We start from the raw sequence: 19,323 nt of genomic DNA, 5'->3' as shown, positions 1-19,323 counted from the left end.
CGCCCCCTCAGCCCTGGCCGCTGCGCTTGATCGACTGGGCGCCGTCGTCGTCGGAGCCCTGGTGCTTGTCCGCGATCTGGCTCAACGCAGCCGACGCCGCCTCCAGCGCCTCGACGCCGCGGGTCAGCTGGGAGCGCAGCAGGTCGGACGCGCGGGTGTAGGACTCGGTGACCCTGGTCGACTTGCCGAGCGAGCCGAACGACTCCGGCGTCAGCGGCGCGGTGCGCAGCACGTCGGCGCCCTTGCCGAGTTCATCGGCGGCAGCGGCCACCGTGGTGGCGTACCCGCTGATCCACGCGGGGTCTACCTCGATCGCAGCCATGGCTGACCTCCCGGTCGTCGAGTCCGGTGCCTCCTTCGACGTCGATGCTCCCCGCTTGGTTCCCGGCTGGGAAGGGGGGATCAGGGCGTCGCGGGCGGTTGCTGGGTCTTGGGCGGCAGCGGCTCCGGGGTGGTCGACGGGAACTGGCCCGCGCCGACCGGCACGGTGTCGTAGGTCTGCAGCACGTCCCTGGTGTTGAGCGAGGCCCCGTTGGGCAGCAGCCGCACGATCGCGTCCGGCGCGGGCAGTTGCGCGGCGAGGCCGAGCGCGGCGGCGGTGCGCTGGTCGGGGATGCCGAACTTCACGCCCCGGTCGGAGATCAGGTAGATCGGGCCGGTGGCGAAGTCCTGCCGCGAGGTGGCACCGCGCACCACGGCCGCGCGGCCGGGCGGCATGTAGAAGTAGTCGAGCCGCTGGCCGTCCGGGCTCGGCGTGCTGACCCGCACCGAGGCGGGCTTGCCCGCCTGGTTGCGCGGCAGCGGCAGCTCCTTGCCGATGTGCACCTCGGTGTGCTGGTCGGCCGACGGGCCGTCGCCGACGATGTTCCAGCCGAGGCAGGCCACCGGGTAGTTCACCGGGCTGAGCACCTCGGGCACCACCTCGGGGAACGACTTGTCCTCGAAGGCGCGCTTGGCCGAGGCGGCCGGGATCTGGTCCGGGCGGACCTTGGTGATCGCCGCGCCGCCCTCGGTGGTGGTGAACCGGATCAGGTCGGCGGTGGTCTTCTTGATCTGCTGCACGCCGTCGGTGAGCACCACGTAGTAGTCGATCTGCCCGGCCCGCTCGACCTGCACGACCGAGCCGACCGGCAACCCGTTCATGTCGGTCTGGCCGCGCTCACCGCGACCGGGGATGGTCGGCGGGGTCAGCTCCGGGGCCTCGGGGATGGCGTTGAGCAAGCCGGTGGTGATCTTGCGCACCGAGCCCTCCGACAGCGAGAGCGCCGCCAGGATGTTGCCCTTGCTCATGTCCACCTTGGCGCGCACGGTGTTCGCGTTCTTGATGTTGGCCGTGGCTGGCGTCCGGTAGACCAGGTACGTGTCCTCGGTCACCGACTTGACCAGCAGCGCCTCGTTCGGGTTGAGCTCAGGCCCGAGGTCGCGCACCCCGCCTGCCACGGTGGTCTCGATCTTGTCGTCGGCGGCCTGGTTGTTCAAGCTCGGGTCGAGCTTGTACTCGTCGCACACCGCCCAGTCGGCGCTGACCCGCTGCGCGGGCTCGGGCAGCAGCTGCGGGCCGTCCTGGATGCCGGTCAGCCGGTCGCGCGGGATGTCGACCAGCTTGTCGTCCGGGATGACCTCGGCAGGCGTCGCCTCGGTGGCGCCACCGGCGTCGGTCTGGCTGCCCGGCTGGCCCTGCGCGCCCGGGTTGGTGCGCGCCAGCAGCAACAACCTGGCCGAGGCGAGGTTGAAGGTGGGGATGAGCACCTTCCCCTTCTCGGTGTTGGTGAGCAGCACGTACACCGCGCCGGAGGGCTTGGCGATGATGATCCCGGACTCGTTGGGCAGCTTCGGCGCCGGGCTGAGCAGCCCGTACACCAGGAAGCCGATCACGCCGACGGCCGCGATGCAGACGCCGACCACGGTGGCCCTGCTGTGCGTGCGCATCGGGTCGTGCAGCATGACCGCGTCCTTGCGCACCAGGGCGGACTGCATCCGCCGCAGCACGAAGCGGTACGCCTGGACCTGGGACTTGGTAGTCGGTGTTGATGGCATTCTCGGCCTGCTGCTCTCCCCGTCGCGGTACGGTTCCGCAGGATAGCCGTACGGTGTCGGCCGGACGCGGGTCTCCGCGAAACCTGTGGACAACCCGCCCGGTGATCGCGACGAGGGGAAGAGAACGAGCGGATGTCGGTGAGCACGTCTGGACGGCACGGCCGCACGCCTCCCCCTGGTCAGCCCCCCCGCCCCGGCGGGATGCCGCCCGGTCCCGGCGGCCCAGGCCGTCCGCCCGGTCCGCCGCCCGGCGCGCACCCGGGTGCCCAGCCCTCCGGTCCGCTGCCCGGTCCGCCCGCGGGTGGACCACCGCCCGGCCCGCCACCGGGTGCCAAGCCGCCTGGCCCGCCCCCCGGCCCGCCCGGCGGAGGCCCTGGCGGTCCAGACGGTCCTGGTGGCCCCAACGGCCCCGGTGGTCCAGGCGGTCCTGGTGGCCCCAACGGCCCCGGTGGACCTGGTGGGCCGTCGTCCGCGCCGAGCCCCCAGCCCGCGCACCCGGCCAAGCCCGGCACCCGGGTGGCCGCCCGCAGGCGCAACCGGGGCGCGAGCCTCGGCGCGCTGCCGGTGGCGAACCTGGTGGTGCTGGAGGTCGGCGTCGCGATCGGGTTGGTGCTGCTGGCCATCTCCACCAAGCTGGTCTACGTCTCGATCGGTGTCGCGGCCGTCGCGCTCGTCGTGGCGTTCCTGCGGTGGCGCGGTCGCTGGTTCACCCAGTGGATCGGCGTGACCGTCCGCTACTCGGTCCGCTCGCACGCCCGCGTCAGCAAGCCGACCGCCCCGGTGAGCATCGAGGAACTGGCCGCCGCCGACGGGTCCGCGGTCACCGGGCCGGACGACCCGAGGGTGAGCCTGCTGCGGCTGGCCGTGCCGGACCTGGTCGTCGCGCACGGGGCCGACCACGAGCGCAGGCCGCTCGGCCTCGCCTGGCACGAGGGCACCTGGACCGCGGTGCTGCTGGTCGACCCGGCGCCCGCGCTGGTCAGCCAGGTCGGGTCGACGCCGAGCCTGCCGCTTGGCGCGCTGGCGCCGTGCCTGGAGGACCGCGGTGTGGTGCTCGACGCGATCCAGGTGATCTGGCACTGCTACCCGGGCAGCGCGTCGCTGCCCCCGAACTCCCCCGCCCTGGCGTCCTACCTCGAGGTGCTCGGCCCGCTCCCGGCCGCCGCGCGCCGCACCACGTGGGTCGCGGTGCGGTTGGACCCGAGGCGCTGCCCGGCCGCGGTCCGCGAGCGCGGTGGCGGTGTCGTCGGCGCGCACCGGGCGTTGATCGGCGCGCTGTCGCGGGTCCGCAACGCCCTGGAGTCCCGCGGCGTGCCGACCCGCCCGCTGGACCCCGACGAGCTGCTCAAGGCCGGTATCGCCTCCGCGGAGCTGACCGCTGTCGCCGGGTCGAACAACCCGGTCGGCCTGCGTGAGCGCTGGACCGGCGTCACGGCGGCAGGCATCGGGCACGCGAGCTACGCGATCACCGGTTGGCCCCAGGGCAAGGCGGCGACCAGCCTCAACGCCCTCACCGGCGTCCGCGCCCTGTCGGCGACGGTGGCCATGTCGATCACCCCGGGTGCCGACGAGGGCCAGGTCGGCCTGCGCGGCCTGGTCCGGGTCAGCGCCCGCACGCCGGACGAGCTCAGCCACGCCGACGAGCGCCTCAACGCCATCTCCGACCGGCTCGGCATCACGCTGACCCCGCTGCGCGGCCTGCAGGTCGCCGGGCTGGCCGCCACGCTGCCGCTGGGAGGCCAGGCATGAGCTCGAGCCGGTTGCTCGACACCAAGGGCGGCGCCAGTGGCATCGCGCCGGAGTTCCTGGTCTCGCCGGACATGCTCGACGCGGTCAGCCCGTCCGGCGACCGGGGCGGGATGGTGCTGGGGTCCGGCCTGCAGGGCGAGCCGCTGACCATCTCCGCGCTCCGGCCGACGCCGACCAGGATCGTGCTGGTCGGCGGGCTGTACCTGGCCAGGCAGGTCGCGCTGCGGGCGATGGCGGTCGGCGCGTGGGTGGTGGTCGCCACCGGGCGCCCCGCCGCCTGGCAGGTGCTGCAGAAGGCCGCCGGGACCGGGCCGGACGGGCGGCAGGCGCCGCTGGTGCAGATCCGCCGGTTGAGCCCGGTCGAGCTGCCGAGGCCGTCGGAGGACAGCCCGCTGCTGGTCGTGCACGACGGCGGCCCGACGCCGCAGGAGCTGTTCCCGCCGCGGTCGCCGTGGCAGACCACGGTCTACGTGCTGCCCTACATGCACCCGCAGGCCGGGGCGACCGCGAACGCGGCCGACCTGGTGCTGCTGCAGCGGCTCCCGGTCGGTCAGGCGCAGCTCGCGGCCAGGGTGTGGCGGTTGCCGCCGCCGATGGTCCAGCAGCTGACCACGCTGGCCGACGACCAGGTGGTCGCGCTCGGCCGCAACCTGTGGCGCCCGCTGCGCCTGGTGACCACCCAGAAGGAACAGCAGATCCTGGGTCCGGTCCGGCGCGGAGACTGAGGTCACACCACCGGAGCGCGCATTCGCGCTCGGTAATCGCCCGGGTGCGCGGCGTCCATTTCCGGACCCGTTTTCCGGCGCAACTGTCCTGCTACCGTCGCGCACCGGAACCGAATACGAACGCCCGGTGTCCTAAGACCCGGCGGCAGTCGGCGTAGCGCCGCGCCCATCACACTCTCCGCAGTCGATGACCCCTCAGAAGTGCCCACGAACGGCCGAACTGGTGGTCCCGAGCGACGCTAACGGGTAACCGAGAGCGCCGCGACTGTCGGTCTCAGGCACACGAACGGGTCGGTTCCCACCTTCGTGCAGCGAGACCACCGGACTGGAGAGTCGTCGTTTCCGCGCGCCTGTTCCGCCGGTGGCCCCGTTGTGCGAAAAGGGCCGAGCCGCACGGTGTTCCTCCTGTGAAGGAGTCCAAGGAATGGGTATGTCTCGCGCCGCAAGGATGCGGCGAATCGGCGGAGTCGGTCTCGCGGTCACCGCGACGGTCGCTACCGCCGCCATCGGCTTCAGCCTGTCCAACTCGGCGACCGCGGCGGAGGGCCCGATCCTGGGCGCCGACAAGCCGACCGCCATCGCGGGCAGCTACATCGTCGTGCTCAAGGACGGGGTGACCGCCCAGGCGGCCACCGCGACCTCGGACGGCATCACCAAGAAGTTCGGCGGCACCATCAAGCAGCGCTTCTCCCAGACGGTGAAGGGCTACTCGGCGAAGATGACCGAGCAGCAGGCCAAGTACACCGCGGCCGACCCGTCCGTCGCCTACGTCGAGGCCGACCAGAAGGTCGCCGCGACCGTCGACCAGCTGACCCCGCCGTCGTGGGGCCTCGACCGCGTCGACCAGGCCGCGCTGCCGCTGAACAACAAGTACACCTACGCCACCACCGCGTCGAACGTGAACGTCTACGTCATCGACACCGGCATCAACCTGACCCACTCCGACTTCGGCGGCCGCGCGGTCAGCGGCATCGACAAGGTCGACAACGACAACAACGCCACCGACTGCAACGGCCACGGCACGCACGTGGCGGGCACCATCGGCGGCTCCACCTACGGCGTGGCCAAGGCGGCCAAGCTGGTCGGCGTCCGCGTGCTCGACTGCAACGGCTCCGGCAGCACCTCCGGCGTCATCGCCGGTGTCGACTGGGTGACCGCGAACCGGGTCAAGCCCGCTGTGGCGAACATGAGCCTCGGCGGCGCTGCCTCCACCGCGCTCGACCAGGCCGTGCAGCGCTCCATCGCCGCTGGCGTCACCTACGCGGTGGCCGGTGGCAACTCCAACGCCAACGCGTGCAGCTACTCCCCGGCCCGCGTGCCGGAGGCGATCACCGTCGGCGCCACCACCAAGACCGACGCGCGTGCCAGCTTCTCCAACTACGGCACCTGCACCGACATCTTCGCCCCGGGCGAGGGCATCACCTCGGCGTGGATCGGCGGCACCACCGCCAAGAACACCATCAGCGGCACCTCGATGGCGTCCCCGCACGTGGCCGGTGTGGCCGCGCTCTACCTGGCGACCAACCCGAACGCCACCCCGGCCCAGGTCGGCACCGCGCTGCTCGGCGCCGCCGCCACCGGCAAGGTCACCAACGAGGGCACCGGCTCGCCGAACAAGCTCCTGCAGGTCGTGGCCGCCCCGGCGCCGACCCCCACCCCGACCCCGACCCCGACCCCCACGCCCACCCCGACCCCCACCCCGGTCGGCTGCGCCGCGGTCACCGCCGCGGGCAAGGTCAACATCCCGGACATGGGCGCCGCGGTCACCAGCCAGGTCACCGTCAACTGCACCGGTAAGGCCGACGCCGCCAGCAAGGTGACCGTCGACGTCATCCACACCTACCGCGGTGACATCAGCATCGACCTGATCGCCCCCGACGGCACCACCTACCGCCTGAAGAACACCTCCACCAGCGACTCCGCGGACAACATCAAGGAGACCTACACGGTCAACCTGTCCGCCAAGAACGCCGCCGGTAACTGGAAGCTCTCCGTCAAGGACGGCTACAAGGCCGACGTGGGCTACCTCAACAGCTGGACCCTCGACGTCTGAGCTGACCGCTAGGCACTGCTGAACAACCGAGAACCCCCGGGACGACAGGGAAGTCGCCCCGGGGGTTCTCGCCGTGCCCAAATTTGTCCACAAGCGACTGTCTACAGTGTCCGCACCCGGCGGGTCTGCTCGGCGCGGGTGGCGAGGTCGTCGTCGGCCGGGTAGTCGACGGCGGTGAGGGTCAGGCCGTGGGCTGGGGCGACGGTGATGGCGCTGGGGCGTTCGGTGGCGGTGAGCATGGAGGCGGGCCAGTCGACGGGTTTGCGGCCTTCGCCGACGGCGAGGAGGGCGCCGACGAGGCTGCGGACCATGGAGTGGCAGAAGGCGTCGGCGGAGACGTGGGCGGTCAGGGTGCCGTTGTCCGAGCGGGTCCAGCGCAGTTGCTGGAGTTCGCGGATGGTGGTGGCGCCCTCGCGGCGTTTGCAGAACGCGACGAAGTTGTGCTCTCCCACCAGCAATGCCGACGCGGCGTTGAGCGCGTCCAGGTCCAACTGCCGGGGCCACGTGACGATGTGCTTGCGGCTCAACGGGTCCGCGCGCCACTGGGTGTCGCACACCCGGTAGGCGTAGTGCCGTCGCAGCGCGCCGAAGCGGGCGTCGAACTCGGGTGGGACGCGGCGAGCGCCCGTGACCCGGACGTCCGCGGGCAGCGCGCGGGCCAGTCGGAAGACCACCTCGTCCGGCTCGACGTCGGCGGGTACGTCCACGTGCGCGACCTGACCCGTGGCGTGCACCCCGGCGTCGGTGCGCCCGGCGACCGTCAGCCGGACCTTGCGCCGCAGGACGTGGAAGAGCGACTCCTCCAGCACCCCGCACACCGTGCGCCGCTCCGGTTGGACCGCCCAGCCGGAGAAGTCCGTGCCGTCGTAGGCGATGTCGAGCCGAACGCGGACGAGCCCGCCGTCCCCGGTGGGGGTGGCGGGCTCGTCGCGGTGCTGCTGGGTCAGGACTTGTCCTTGGCAGCGTCGGCGTCGGTCGCCTCGGGGGCGTCCTCGACCTTGCTGTCCTCGGTGGTGTCCTCGACCGGGGCATCCTCGACCTTGGTCTCCTCGACCGCGTCCGAGTCGGCCTCGACGGCCTTGGGCGCCTCGTCCTTCTTGGCGTCCTTGGCGAACTTGGTCTTGCGCGCGGCCTCGGCCTCGGCGGTGACCGTCTTCTCCTGGATCAGCTCGATCACGGCCATCGGGGCGTTGTCGCCCTTGCGCGGCATGGTCTTGGTGATCCGGGTGTAACCGCCGTTGCGGTCGCTGAAGAACGGGCCGATCTCGGTGCACAGGCGCTGCACGACGTCCTTGTCGCGGATCACCTTCATGATCTCGCGGCGGTTGTGCAGGTCACCGACCTTCGCCTTGGTGATGAGCTTCTCGGCGTAGGGGCGCAACCGCTTCGCCTTGGCCTCGGTGGTGGTGATCCGGCCGTGCTCGAACAGCGCGGTGGCCAGGTTGGCCAGCAGCAGCCGCTCGTGGGCCGGACCGCCGCCGAGGCGGGCGCCCTTGGTTGGGGTGGGCATTGCTTGCTCCTTGGGGAAATCCGCTGCTCAGGGAGTCCAGTCAGGACTAGAGCTGCTCGGTCTCTGCGTAGTCCTGGCCGTCATCAGTGCCAGCGTCCGGGCTGTCGGTCCACGTGTCGGCGGCGAAGTCCGTCGCGGCCGCGGTGGGGTCGAACCCGGGCGGGCTGTCCTTGAGCGCCAGGCCCAGGCCGACGAGCTTCATCTTGACCTCGTCGATGGACTTGGCACCGAAGTTGCGGATGTCCAGCAGGTCCGCCTCGCTGCGCGAGACGAGCTCACCCACGGTGTGGATGCCCTCGCGCTTGAGGCAGTTGTAGGAGCGCACGGTGAGGTCGAGGTCCTCGATCGGCATCGCGTAGGCGGCGATGGTGTCCGCCTCCTGCGGCGACGGGCCGATCTCGATGCCCTCCGCGTCGATGTTGAGCTCGCGGGCGAGCCCGAACAGCTCGACCAGCGTCTTACCGGCGGACGCCACGGCGTCGCGCGGGGTGATCGACGGCTTGGTCTCGACGTCGAGGATGAGCTTGTCGAAGTCGGTGCGCTGCTCGACTCGGGTGGCCTCGACCTTGTAGGTGACCTTGAGGACCGGCGAGTAGATGGAGTCGACCGGGATCCGGCCGATCTCCGCGCCCGCCTGCTTGTTCTGCACAGCGGGGACGTAGCCGCGACCGCGCTCGACGACGAGCTCGATCTCCAGCTTGCCCTTGCTGTTCAGGGTCGCGATGTGCAGGTCGGGGTTGTGCACCGTGACGCCAGCGGGCGGCACGATGTCGCCTGCGGTCACCTCACCGGGGCCCTGCTTGCGCAGGTACATCGTCACCGGCTCGTCCTCCTCCGAGGAGACGACGAGTTCCTTGAGGTTGAGGATGATGTCGGTGACGTCCTCCTTGACCCCCGGCACGGTGGTGAACTCGTGCAGCACGCCGTCGATGCGGATGCTGGTGACCGAGGCACCGGGGATCGAGGACAGCAGGGTCCGCCGCAGCGAGTTGCCCAGGGTGTAGCCGAAACCGGGCTCGAGCGGCTCGATGACGAAGCGGGAGCGGGTCTCGTTGACCGGCTCCTCGGCGAGGCCAGGACGCTGTGAGATGAGCACTTCTAAGTTCTTCCTTCCCGGTGGCGCCCGCTATTTGACGCCGGTGGTGCTGGGGTTGACCGTCCACTGGGGACGGTCGGGGCGGTGGCACCATTCGCCACCGCCCCCACGCGACCTACTTCGAGTAGTACTCGACGATGAGCTGCTCGGTGACCGGGACGTCGATCTGCGCGCGCTCGGGCAGCTGGTGCACGAGGATGCGCAGGGTCGACGGCACGAGCTGCAGCCAGCCCGGGATCGGGCGGTCGCCGACGGACTCCTTGGCGGCGACGAAGGGCAGGGTCGGCAACGACTTCGGCTTCACGTCGATGATGTCGAACTTCGACACCTGGAAGCTGGGGATGTTGACCTTCTTGCCGTTCACGATGAAGTGCCCGTGGTTGACCAGCTGGCGCGCCTGGCGCCGGGTGCGGGCCAGGCCCGCGCGGTAGACCACGTTGTCGAGGCGGGACTCGAGCAGCTGGAGCAGGACCTCACCGGTCTTGCCCTGGCGGCGCGCGGCGGTCTCGTAGTAGCGGCGGAACTGCCGCTCCAGGATCCCGTAGGTGTAGCGCGCCTTCTGCTTCTCCTGCAGCTGCTGCAGGTACTCGGTGTCCTTGCTCCGACCGCGGCCGTGCTGGCCGGGCGGGTAGGGACGGCGCTCGAACGCCTGGTCGCCGCCGACGAGGTCGACCTTGAGGCGCCGCGAGATACGGGTGGCTGGGCCGGTGTAGCGTGCCATGTCTTTCTAGTCCTCCCCGTTCCTCAGACCCGGCGCCGCTTGGGCGGGCGGCAACCGTTGTGCGGCTGCGGGGTCACGTCCTGGATGGTGCCGACCTCGAGACCGGCGGCCTGCAGCGAGCGGATCGCGGTTTCCCGGCCGGAGCCAGGACCCTTCACGAACACGTCGACCTTCTTCATCCCGTGCTCGGCTGCCTTGCGGGCCGCGTTCTCGGCGGCCATCTGCGCGGCGAAGGGCGTCGACTTGCGCGAGCCCTTGAAGCCGACGTGACCGGAGGACGCCCACGCGATGACGGCGCCGGTCGGGTCGGTGATGGAGACGATCGTGTTGTTGAACGTGCTCTTGATGTGGGCGTGCCCGTGCGAGATGTTCTTCTTTTCCTTGCGCCGGACCTTCTTGACTCCGGCGCCGGTACGAGACTTCGGTGGCATGTCTGCGGGTTTCTCCTACCTGGGGCGCGAGGTGGTGATCTCAGGAGCTGCGTTGCGGATGATCGATCCGGCGTCCGTGTAGAGCTCGCGCAGGGCGGCCGGGCGGGCACACCTGGGCGCGACGGTGAGGGCCATGAAGGCCCGGTTCCGACGTCGTTGGGGAACGACGGCGTGCACGGTCTCGCAGCTCTTGGTCACTTCTTTCCGGCCTTCTTCTTGCCTGCGACGGTCTTCTTCGGTCCCTTGCGGGTACGGGCGTTGGTCTTGGTCCGCTGACCGCGGACGGGAAGACCGCGGCGCCACCGCAGACCCTCGTAGCAGCCGATCTCGATCTTGCGCCGGATGTCGGCCTGCACCTCGCGGCGGAGGTCACCCTCGACCTTGAAGTTGTTCTCGATGTAGTCGCGGAGCCGGACGACGTCCTCGTCGGACAGGTCCTTGGCCCGCAGGTCCGGGCTGATCTCGGTGGCGGCCAGCAGCTCCTTGGAGCGGGTCCGGCCGATACCGAAGATGTAGGTCAGCGCGATCTCCATCCGCTTCTCGCGGGGGAGGTCTACGCCAGCGACACGTGCCATTGCGGCGGTATCTCCTCGTCGTTGTCCCCAGGTCTTCTCCCGCACCGCCCCGAGTGGGTACTCGGGCCCCGGCCTGGAGTCCGGGGGTGAGTCAGGTCCGTGTGACCCGACAGGTGGCGGGAGGTCCTCTTCCTTGCTGTCGCGTAGCTCGGCGAGCGGCTAGGCGGTGAGGGTGCTCAGCCCTGGCGCTGCTTGTGGCGCAGGTTCTCGCAGATCACCATGACCCGGCCGTGGCGGCGGATCACCTTGCACTTGTCGCAGATCTTCTTGACGCTCGGGTTGACCTTCACGTCTGTCTTCTCCTGCTTCGGCCGCGTGCCCCCGTGCGGGGGCACCGATAGTGGCTTCCCGGCTGGTCGGCCGGGAACGTCACTTGTAGCGGTAGACGATGCGGCCGCGGGACAGGTCGTAGGGCGACAGCTCTACGACAACCCGGTCCTCGGGCAGGATGCGGATGTAGTGCTGCCGCATCTTGCCGCTGATGTGTGCCAGCACCTTGTGGCCGTTCTCCAACTCGACGCGGAACATCGCGTTGGGGAGTGGCTCGACCACGCGGCCTTCGACCTCGATGGCCCCGTCCTTCTTGCCCATGTCCTCCGCGTTTCGTGACGGTGGGTGTAGCTTCGGCTACCGCCGGACGCGTGGGGTGGCCAGAACAACCCACACCCGGGTGACACGCACGACGGAATCGGCGCTATACAGCGCCAGCGGTCAAGTGTACGCGCGCGTACGCGGTGCCCCAAATCGGGGGGTATCAGCCGGGGGACGGGCTATTCGGGGGCGGTCAGCACCCACGGGCCGTCGTCGGTGACCGCGACGGTGTGCTCCCAGTGCGCCGCACGGGATCCGTCCGCGGTGACCACGGTCCAGCCGTCCTCGAGCTCGACGGTTTCCTCGACGCCGAGGGTGAGCATCGGCTCGATGGCGATGGCCATGCCGACGCGCAGCCGCGGGCCCTTGCCGGGCTTGCCGTAGTTCGGCAGGAACGGGTCCATGTGCATGGCGCTGCCGATGCCGTGGCCGCCGTACTCGCGCACGATGCCGTACTCGCGGCCGTGCGCCTTCTCGCTCGCGTGCACCGAGGTCTCGATGGCGTGGGAGATGTCGGTGAGCCGGGCGCCGGGGGTGACCGCGGCGATGCCCGCCAGCATGCTGGCCCTGGTCGCGTCCGACAGTGCCTGCTCGGCGTCGGTGACCGACCCGACGAACAGCGTCACCGCCGAGTCGCCGTGCCAGTCGTCGAGGATCGCGCCGCAGTCCACGGAGATGAGGTCGCCCTCGGCGAGCACCTGCTCGCGCGAGGGGATGCCGTGCACGATCTGCTCGTTGACCGAGGCGCAGATGCTGGCCGGGAAGCCGTGGTAGCCCTTGAACGAGGGCACCGCGCCCGCGTCCCGGATGGTCTGCTCGGCGAGCTCGTCGAGTTCGGCGGTGCTGACCCCGGCCTTGGCCGCCGCCGCGACCGCGGCCAGCGAGTTGGCCACCACCAGCCCGGCCGCGCGCATGGCGTCGAGCTGGCCGGGGGTCTTGATCTCGATCATCCGAGCCTTCCAGGAGGCGAGCGCCATGCGGAACCCGCCGAACAGACCACCGGTCACGTGCGGTCGCGCAGCGCCGAGAGCACGCGCTCGGTGATGTCGCCGACCTCGCCGACGGCGTCCACGGTGATCACCGAGCCGCCGTAGTAGTCCAGCAGCGGCGCGGTCTCCGAGCGGTAGATCTCCTGGCGGCGGCGGATGACGTCCTCGTTGTCGTCGTTGCGGCCCCTGGCCAGCAGCCGCTTGACGACGACGTCCTCGTCGACCTTGAACTCCACCACCGCGTCGAGCGACTGGCCGGTGCTACTGAGGATCTTGCCGAGCACCTCGGCCTGGCCGACGTTGCGCGGGAAGCCGTCGAGCAGGAACCCGGCGCGCGCGTCGGGCTCGTCCAGCCGCTCGCGCACCATCTCGTTGGTGACCTCGTCTGGCACCAGCTGGCCGGAGTCCAGGTACCTGCGGACGTCCTGGCCGAGCTCGGTGTTGTTCGCGATGTGCGCCCGGAACAGGTCCCCGGTGGAGATGTGCGGTACGCCGAGCTGCTCGCTCAACGCGGTCGCCTGGGTGCCCTTGCCCGCTCCGGGCGGTCCAACGAGAACAACACGTGTCACTTGAGGAACCCTTCGTAGTTTCGCTGCATCAGCTGGCTCTCGATCTGCTTCACGGTGTCAAGGCCGACGCCCACCATGATGAGGACGGCGGTACCGCCGAAGGGGAAGTTCTGGTTCTGACCATCGCCGGTGACGTCGAGGAAGAAGTTCGGCAGCACCGCGATGATGCCGAGGTAGATCGAGCCGGGGAGCGTGATGCGGCTCAACACGAAGCTCAGGTACTCGGAGGTCGGGCGGCCCGGGCGGATGCCGGGGATGAACCCGCCGAACTTCTTCATCTCGTCAGCGCGCTCGTTCACGTTGAACGTGATCGTGATGTAGAAGTACGTGAAGAAGATGATCAGAGCGAAGTAGACGCTGATGTGCACCCAGCTCGACTGCTTCACGATGTGGTCGGCGATGAAGCGCTGCCACCCGGAGCTGTCCTGGCCGACCAGCCGGGAGATCAGGTCCGGCAGGTAGAGCAGCGAGGACGCGAAGATCACCGGGATGACGCCAGCCTGGTTGACCTTCAGCGGCAGGTAGGTCGAGGTGCCGCCGTACATCCGGCGACCGATCATGCGCTTGGCGTACTGCACCGGGATCCGGCGCTGGCCCTGCTCGACGAACACGACGCTGGCGATGATCAGCAGGCCGAAGACGCAGACGATGGCGAAGACGAGGCCACCGTTCTGGTTGAGGATGTTCATGCCCTCGGACGGGATGCGGGCCGCGATGTTGACGAACATCAGCAGCGACATGCCGTTGCCGATGCCGCGCTCGGTGATCAGCTCACCGAACCACATGATCAGCGCGGTGCCCGCGGTCATCGTGATGACCACGACCGACAGCGTGAAGACGTTGCTGTTCGGGATGATGTCGTCCGGGCAGTTGGCGAACAGCTGCTTGCGGTCGGCCATCGCGACGATGCCGGTCGCCTGCAGCACGGCCAGCGCGATGGTGAGGTAGCGCGTGTACTGCGTGAGCTTGCCCTGGCCCGCCTGGCCTTCCTTCTTCAGCTGCTCGAAGCGGGGGATCACCACCGTCAACAGCTGGATGATGATGCTCGCGGTGATGTAGGGCATGATGCCCAGCGCGAACACCGACAACTGGAGCAGGGCTCCGCCGCTGAACAGGTTCAGCAGGCCGTAGATGCCGCCGCTGTCGACGAGGTCGAGGCACTTCTGCACGTTCGGGTAGGACACGCCCGGCGACGGCAGCAAGGCACCGATCCGGTAGACCACGATGATCCCGAGCGTGAAAAGGATCTTACGGCGCAAGTCCGGCGTCGCGAGAGCCGAGCGGAAGGCGCTGAACACGCAAGAACCTCCTCGGCGTCACCGGCAGCTCATTACCGGTGAACGGCTGAACCGGCTAGTTGCCGGCGGGTACAGGGTCGGTCTGCCAGGTGCTGGCAGGCCAGGGGCGCCCCGGGGCAACAAGCCTCGAAGCGTGCTCTCGACTCTAACAGCACGCCCGTGGCCTTCAGCACCCCGAGGTACTCACAACCTGCCGGACGGGGGCCGTCAGCGGGGTGACGTGGCTAACAGCGCGGCCATTCCGAGCAGCACCACGCCGGTTCCTTGATCCAACCGCCGGTGCGCGCGACCGCTCATCCGCACCGCCCGGACCACCGCGCCGACCCCGACGTAGATGCTCCCGGCCACCAGTTCGGCCAACAGGTAGAGGGCCCCGAGCACGAGGACCTGCACGGTCACCGGCCCGCGATCCGGCTCGACGAACTGCGGCACGAACGCCGTGAAGATCAGCACGGCCTTCGGGTTGGTGACCGCGACGAGGAACTCCTTGCGCGCCAGGCTGATCAGGTTCGGCGCCACCGGCTCATCGACCACCTCCTGGGTGGTCGCCCTGGTCAGCAGGATCTTCGCCCCCAGGTAGACCAGGTACGCGACACCCACCCACTTCACGACCGTCAACGCGACCTCGGACGCGGCGAGCAAGCTCCCCAACCCCGCCGCCACTGCCGTGATCAGCAACGCGAACCCGGTGAGCCGCCCGAACAACGCGGTGACCCCACGCGCAGGGCCGTACCGCATGCCGTGGTGCATACCCAGGAGGTTGTTAGCCCCCGGCGTCATGGCCACCAGGAACGCCGCACCGAGGAACACAAGGACCCACATGGCGGAGTCCTATCATCCGATGGCTCCACCGGCCAAGGGGTTAATCCGGGAAATCACCAGAGTTACCTCGCCCCGAGTTGTCCCCAGTTCTCGCCGGCTGTCCACAGATCCCGTCAAGCTGTCCACAGTGGGGAGTCAGTTGTCCACACCCCGTGGCCGTGCTCGAGGTCTGTTTGGAGCGAGTCAGCGTGGGAGCTGGCTGTTGAGGCGGGCGGCTTGGCGGGTTAGGTGGTCGCGCTCGGGGAGGTTGGGGGCGGCGCGGGCGGCTTCCGCGTACAGGCGGGCGGCTGTGGCTAGGTCGCCGGTGCGTTCGTGGAGGTGGGCGGCGACGGCGGTGTAGCGGGGTAGGGCGGGGTCGATGGTGGATAGGGCCGCGAGGCCTGCGTGGGGGCCATCGGCCTCGCCCACGGCTACGGCGCGGTTGAGGCGGACGACGGGGTTGGCGGTCAGCTGAGCGAGTTCGTCGTACCACTCGACGATCTGGGGCCAGTCGGTTTCGGCGGCTGTGGGGGCGTCGGCGTGGAGGGCGGCGATGGCGGCTTGGGCTTGGAACTCGCCGAGGTGGTCGCGGGCCAGGGCGGCCTGGAGGATCGCGACGCCCTCGGTGATCATCGCCGTGTCCCAGCGGCCGCGGTCCTGGTCGGCCAGGGGGACCAGGCTGCCGTCAGCGGCGGTCCGGCTAGCGCGCCGGGCGTGGTGCAACAGCATCAGGGCCAGGAGCCCGGCGACCTCCGGGTGGTCGATCACCCCGGCGAGCTGCCTGGTCAGCCGGATCGCCTCCGCCGCGAGGTCGACATCGCCCGAGTAGCCCTCGTTGAAGACGAGGTACAGGACCCGCAGCACCGTGGCGACGTCCCCGGGCTGGTCGAACCGCACCTCCGCGACGGTGCGCTTGGCCCGGCTGATGCGCTGCGCCATGGTCGCCTCAGGCACCAGGTAGGCCTGCGCGATCTGGCGCGTCGTCAGCCCACCGACCGCGCGCAGCGTCAGCGCTACCGCAGACGACGGGGTCAACGACGGGTGCGCGCACAGGAAGTAGAGCTGGAGTGTGTCGTCCACGTCGGGCACCGGCCCCTGCGGCGCGTCGACGTGGTCCTCCCGCTGGCGGCGCGCGGTGGCCGCCTTGGTCGCGTCCAGGAACTTGCGCCACGCGACGGTGACCAGCCAGCCCTTGGCGTCGCGCGGCGGGTCGACCGGCCACACCCGGATGGCCTCCACCAGCGCGTCCTGCACGGCGTCCTCGGCCGCCGCGAAATCGGCTCCGCGGCGGACGAGGACCCCCAGCACCCCCGGCGTCAGCTGCCGGACGAGTGCCTCATCCACCGGTGACCGGCGAGTGGCAGCCGAGGAACGGGCGCAGCTCCAGCCACTCGTGGATCGGTCGACCACCGGCGCCGGGCGCGGCCGAGAGCTCCCCGGCCAGCTCCAGCGCCCGCTCGTAGCTGTCGACGTCGATCACCATCCAGCCCGCGACGAGGTCCTTGGTCTCGGCGAACGGCCCGTCGGTCACCGGCGGGCGGCCCTCCCCGTCGAACCGGACGAACACGCCGTCGGGGGCGAGGGCCTGGCTCTCGACGAACTCGCCGGTCTGCTCCAGCCGGGCCGCGAAGTCGTTCATGTAGTCGAAGTGCGCGGTGATCTCCTCCGGCGTCCACTGGTCCATCGGGACGTCGTTGACCGCGTTCGGCGCGCCGCGGTAGTGCTTGAGCATCAGGTACTTGGCCATCGTTGGTCTCCCTGTCGTGCCGACCCGGCCCATTCTGGCCGCGTTCTGCCCCTGGGACGACGCCGGTCCCGGGTTCTCGACATGGCCGCGCAAAAAAAGATCCCGGTACCGCCAGGCGGTACCGGGATCTCGGAAAAGCAGTGCTCAGGCGCTGGCCAGGGTGGCGGTGCCACCGGCGGCGGTCAGCTTCTCCGTGGCCGAACCGGAGAACTTGTCCGCCGTGACGTTCAGCTTGACGCCGTTGAGGTCGCCGTCGCCGAGGACCTTGACGAGGGAGCCCTTGCGGACGAGGCCCGCGTGGACCAGGTCCGCGATGCTCACGTCGCCGCCGTCCGGGAAGGCGGTGGCGACGTCGCCGACGTTGACGACCTGGTACTCGACCCGGAAGCGGTTCTTGAAGCCCTTGAGCTTCGGGAGCCGCATCTGGATCGGCATCTGGCCGCCCTCGAAGCGCGCGGGGACGTTCTTGCGCGCCTTGGTGCCCTTGGTGCCGCGACCGGCGGTCTTGCCCTTGGAGCCCTCACCACGACCGACGCGGGTCTTGGCGGTGTTGGCACCCGGGGCGGGCCGCAGGTGGTGGATCTTGATAGCCATCAGTCGACCTCCTCGACGGTGACGAGGTGGCGGACGGTGTGGATGAGGCCGCGCACCTCTGGGGTGTCCTCGCGCACGGTGAACTGGCGGATCTTGCGCAGTCCGAGGGTGCGGAGGGACTCCCGGTGGTTGCGCTTGGTCCCGATGGAACTGCGCACCTGGGTGACCTTCAGCTGGGCCATGCTCACACCCCCGACCCGGCGGTGGCCGCGGCGGCGCGGGCACGGAGCATGCCTGCGGGAGCCACGTCCTCCAGCGGGAGACCGCGGCGGGCCGCGACCTCTTCGGGGCGCTGCAGGCCGCGCAGAGCGGCCATGGTGGCGTGGACGATGTTGATGGCGTTGTCGCTACCCAGCGACTTCGACAGCACGTCGTGCACGCCCGCGCACTCCAGGACGGCGCGGACCGGGCCACCGGCGATGACGCCGGTACCGGCACTGGCCGGGCGCAGGAGCACCACGCCAGCCGCCTTCTCACCCTGGATCGGGTGCGGGATGGTGCCGCCGATGCGGGGGACGCGGAAGAAGTTCTTCTTCGCCTCCTCGACGCCCTTGGCGATCGCGGCGGGCACCTCCTTGGCCTTGCCGTAGCCGACACCGACCATGCCGTCGCCGTCACCGACCACGACCAGGGCGGTGAAGCTGAAGCGACGACCGCCCTTCACGACCTTGGCGACCCGGTTGATGGCGACGACCCGCTCGAGGTGCGGGGTCTTCTCGGCCGGGGCACCCCGGCCGCCGCCGTCACGCCGGTCGCGACGGTCGCGGCGCTCGCCGCGGTCGTTACCGCCCTGACCGCCGCCCTGGCCGCCACCCTGCTGGCCGCCGAACTGCCGCGTACGTCCCGGCATCAGGCGTTCCTTCCCTTGTGCAGATCCATCATCAGAACTCCAGCCCCGCTTCGCGGGCCGAGTCGGCCAGCGACGCGATCCGGCCGGTGTACTTGTTGCCGCCCCGGTCGAAGACGACCTTGGCGATGCCAGCGGCCTTGGCGCGGTCGGCGAGCAGAGCGCCCACCTTGGCCGCGCGGGCCTTCTTGTCGCCGTCGACCGCGCGGACGTCGGCTTCCAGGCTGGACGCACTGACCAGAGTGTGCCCAGCGAGGTCGTCGATGACCTGCGCGGTGATGTGCCTGGCCGACCGGTGCACGACGAGGCGCGGCCGCTCGACGGTGCCCGCGACCTTCTTGCGGAGCCGGAAGTGCCTGCGAGCCTTGGCGACGCGGCGGCGGGTCGAGATGTCCTTGCCCACCGGCGTGCGCTTCGTGGTAGTGGAGTCGCTCATGATCACTTACCCGTCTTTCCGACCTTGCGGCGGATCTTCTCGCCCGCGTACCGCACGCCCTTGCCCTTGTACGGGTCGGGCTTGCGCAGCTTGCGGATGTTGGCCGCGACCTCGCCGACGCGCTGCTTGTCGATGCCGGAGACGGAGAACTTGGTCGGGCTCTCCACCGCGAAGGTGATGCCGTCTGGGGCGGTGACCTTGACCGGGTGGCTGTAGCCGAGCGCGAACTCCAAGTCGGAGCCCTTGGCCACGACGCGGTAACCGACGCCGTGGATCTCCATCTTCTTCTCGTAACCGGCGGTGACGCCGATGACGACGTTGTTGACCAGCGAGCGGGTCAGGCCGTGCAAGGCCCGGTTCTGCCGCTCGTCGTTGGGCCTGCTGACCGCGAGCGTGCCGTCCTCGGCGCGCTCCACGGTGATCGGCTCGGACACGGTCAGCGAGAGGGTGCCCTTGGGACCCTTGACGCTGACGCTCTGCCCCTCGATGGTGACGTCAACCCCGGCTGGGACGGGGATCGGAAGCCTTCCGATGCGAGACATTCTGTTTCCCCC

Annotated in this window: 25 protein-coding genes; 3 read left to right on the top strand and 22 right to left on the bottom strand. The window is 70.1% G+C overall.

What is annotated here, in order from left to right:
• Nucleotides 1-7: 7 nt before the first annotated feature.
• Both LV79_RS07945 and eccB read right to left on the bottom strand, forming a co-directional pair.
• Nucleotides 8-322, bottom strand: a complete 315-nt coding sequence (locus LV79_RS07945) for a hypothetical protein (RefSeq protein ID WP_253833645.1) — start codon at nucleotides 320-322, stop codon at nucleotides 8-10.
• 80 nt (nucleotides 323-402) lie between these two features.
• Nucleotides 403-2,037 (bottom strand): type VII secretion protein EccB, encoded by a 1,635-nt coding sequence (gene eccB / locus LV79_RS07940; protein ID WP_253833643.1) that lies wholly within the window; start codon nucleotides 2,035-2,037, stop codon nucleotides 403-405.
• A gap of 564 nt (nucleotides 2,038-2,601) precedes the next feature.
• On the opposite strand from eccB, the gene eccE reads away from it, so the two are divergent.
• The 3 genes from eccE to LV79_RS07925 all read left to right on the top strand — a co-directional run bounded on the left by eccE (nucleotide 2,602) and on the right by LV79_RS07925 (nucleotide 6,564).
• Nucleotides 2,602-3,786: a type VII secretion protein EccE gene (eccE, locus tag LV79_RS07935; RefSeq protein WP_253835895.1), complete on the top strand. Its 1,185-nt coding sequence runs from the start codon at nucleotides 2,602-2,604 to the stop codon at nucleotides 3,784-3,786.
• Nucleotides 3,783-4,511, top strand: coding sequence for a hypothetical protein (locus tag LV79_RS07930; protein WP_253833633.1), 729 nt, complete (start codon nucleotides 3,783-3,785; stop codon nucleotides 4,509-4,511). Before eccE ends, LV79_RS07930 begins: the two co-directional genes overlap by 4 nt.
• 424 nt (nucleotides 4,512-4,935) lie before the next feature.
• On the top strand, nucleotides 4,936-6,564 hold the full coding sequence (locus tag LV79_RS07925; RefSeq protein ID WP_372495279.1) for a S8 family peptidase: 1,629 nt from the start codon (nucleotides 4,936-4,938) through the stop codon (nucleotides 6,562-6,564).
• A gap of 101 nt (nucleotides 6,565-6,665) precedes the next feature.
• Here LV79_RS07925 and truA read toward each other — a convergent pair whose 3' ends face one another.
• The 20 genes from truA to rplF form a co-directional block, all read right to left on the bottom strand.
• Entirely contained in the window at nucleotides 6,666-7,439 is a 774-nt protein-coding gene (gene truA, locus LV79_RS07920; protein ID WP_253835893.1) for a tRNA pseudouridine(38-40) synthase TruA, read from the bottom strand.
• Between the two features lie 68 nt (nucleotides 7,440-7,507).
• Entirely contained in the window at nucleotides 7,508-8,074 is a 567-nt protein-coding gene (rplQ, locus tag LV79_RS07915; RefSeq protein ID WP_253833622.1) for a 50S ribosomal protein L17, read from the bottom strand.
• Between the two features lie 46 nt (nucleotides 8,075-8,120).
• A complete protein-coding gene (locus LV79_RS07910; RefSeq protein ID WP_253833620.1) occupies nucleotides 8,121-9,170 on the bottom strand; it encodes a DNA-directed RNA polymerase subunit alpha in 1,050 nt (349 codons plus the stop codon).
• Between the two features lie 115 nt (nucleotides 9,171-9,285).
• Entirely contained in the window at nucleotides 9,286-9,891 is a 606-nt protein-coding gene (gene rpsD, locus LV79_RS07905) for a 30S ribosomal protein S4 (protein WP_253833618.1), read from the bottom strand.
• Between the two features lie 23 nt (nucleotides 9,892-9,914).
• On the bottom strand, nucleotides 9,915-10,322 hold the full coding sequence (gene rpsK / locus LV79_RS07900; RefSeq protein WP_026424141.1) for a 30S ribosomal protein S11: 408 nt from the start codon (nucleotides 10,320-10,322) through the stop codon (nucleotides 9,915-9,917).
• A 15-nt stretch (nucleotides 10,323-10,337) separates the two neighbouring features.
• On the bottom strand, nucleotides 10,338-10,520 hold the full coding sequence (locus LV79_RS07895) for a hypothetical protein (RefSeq protein WP_253833611.1): 183 nt from the start codon (nucleotides 10,518-10,520) through the stop codon (nucleotides 10,338-10,340).
• Entirely contained in the window at nucleotides 10,517-10,897 is a 381-nt protein-coding gene (gene rpsM / locus LV79_RS07890; protein ID WP_253833609.1) for a 30S ribosomal protein S13, read from the bottom strand. The genes LV79_RS07895 and rpsM overlap by 4 nt, the downstream gene beginning before the upstream one ends.
• A gap of 176 nt (nucleotides 10,898-11,073) precedes the next feature.
• Entirely contained in the window at nucleotides 11,074-11,187 is a 114-nt protein-coding gene (rpmJ, locus tag LV79_RS07885; protein WP_018682809.1) for a 50S ribosomal protein L36, read from the bottom strand.
• Nucleotides 11,188-11,266: 79 nt separating this feature from the next.
• Nucleotides 11,267-11,488, bottom strand: a complete 222-nt coding sequence (gene infA, locus LV79_RS07880) for a translation initiation factor IF-1 (RefSeq protein ID WP_005166804.1) — start codon at nucleotides 11,486-11,488, stop codon at nucleotides 11,267-11,269.
• A gap of 179 nt (nucleotides 11,489-11,667) precedes the next feature.
• A complete protein-coding gene (map, locus tag LV79_RS07875) occupies nucleotides 11,668-12,438 on the bottom strand; it encodes a type I methionyl aminopeptidase (RefSeq protein WP_253835890.1) in 771 nt (256 codons plus the stop codon).
• Nucleotides 12,439-12,491: 53 nt separating this feature from the next.
• Nucleotides 12,492-13,046 carry an adenylate kinase gene (locus tag LV79_RS07870; RefSeq protein ID WP_253833607.1) on the bottom strand — a complete coding sequence of 185 codons (555 nt, stop codon included), beginning with the start codon at nucleotides 13,044-13,046 and terminating at the stop codon, nucleotides 12,492-12,494.
• A complete protein-coding gene (gene secY / locus LV79_RS07865) occupies nucleotides 13,043-14,344 on the bottom strand; it encodes a preprotein translocase subunit SecY (RefSeq protein ID WP_253833605.1) in 1,302 nt (433 codons plus the stop codon). The genes LV79_RS07870 and secY overlap by 4 nt, the downstream gene beginning before the upstream one ends.
• 207 nt (nucleotides 14,345-14,551) lie before the next feature.
• A complete protein-coding gene (locus LV79_RS07860; RefSeq protein ID WP_253833603.1) occupies nucleotides 14,552-15,166 on the bottom strand; it encodes a LysE family translocator in 615 nt (204 codons plus the stop codon).
• 183 nt (nucleotides 15,167-15,349) lie between these two features.
• Nucleotides 15,350-16,489 carry an RNA polymerase sigma factor gene (locus tag LV79_RS07855; protein ID WP_253833593.1) on the bottom strand — a complete coding sequence of 380 codons (1,140 nt, stop codon included), beginning with the start codon at nucleotides 16,487-16,489 and terminating at the stop codon, nucleotides 15,350-15,352.
• Complete coding sequence (locus LV79_RS07850; RefSeq protein ID WP_253833591.1) at nucleotides 16,482-16,892, bottom strand: YciI family protein; 411 nt, start codon at nucleotides 16,890-16,892, stop codon at nucleotides 16,482-16,484. Before LV79_RS07850 ends, LV79_RS07855 begins: the two co-directional genes overlap by 8 nt.
• Nucleotides 16,893-17,036: 144 nt before the next feature.
• Nucleotides 17,037-17,489, bottom strand: a complete 453-nt coding sequence (rplO, locus tag LV79_RS07845) for a 50S ribosomal protein L15 (protein ID WP_253835888.1) — start codon at nucleotides 17,487-17,489, stop codon at nucleotides 17,037-17,039.
• Nucleotides 17,486-17,668 (bottom strand): 50S ribosomal protein L30, encoded by a 183-nt coding sequence (gene rpmD / locus LV79_RS07840; RefSeq protein WP_092778305.1) that lies wholly within the window; start codon nucleotides 17,666-17,668, stop codon nucleotides 17,486-17,488. Before rpmD ends, rplO begins: the two co-directional genes overlap by 4 nt.
• 2 nt (nucleotides 17,669-17,670) lie before the next feature.
• The gene (gene rpsE / locus LV79_RS07835; RefSeq protein ID WP_253833590.1) at nucleotides 17,671-18,336 is read right to left on the bottom strand and encodes a 30S ribosomal protein S5; all 666 of its coding nucleotides are present in this window, start codon (nucleotides 18,334-18,336) and stop codon (nucleotides 17,671-17,673) included.
• Nucleotides 18,337-18,367: 31 nt separating this feature from the next.
• Nucleotides 18,368-18,775: a 50S ribosomal protein L18 gene (gene rplR, locus LV79_RS07830; RefSeq protein ID WP_253833588.1), complete on the bottom strand. Its 408-nt coding sequence runs from the start codon at nucleotides 18,773-18,775 to the stop codon at nucleotides 18,368-18,370.
• Nucleotides 18,772-19,311: a 50S ribosomal protein L6 gene (rplF, locus tag LV79_RS07825; RefSeq protein ID WP_253833586.1), complete on the bottom strand. Its 540-nt coding sequence runs from the start codon at nucleotides 19,309-19,311 to the stop codon at nucleotides 18,772-18,774. Before rplF ends, rplR begins: the two co-directional genes overlap by 4 nt.
• Nucleotides 19,312-19,323: the final 12 nt, after the last annotated feature.

Source organism: Actinokineospora globicatena (assembly GCF_024171945.1).
Taxonomy (GTDB): Bacteria; Actinomycetota; Actinomycetes; order Mycobacteriales; family Pseudonocardiaceae; genus Actinokineospora; species Actinokineospora globicatena.
The sequence above is the reverse complement of the archived record's forward strand: the minus strand, read 5'-3'. Positions and strand labels throughout refer to the sequence as shown.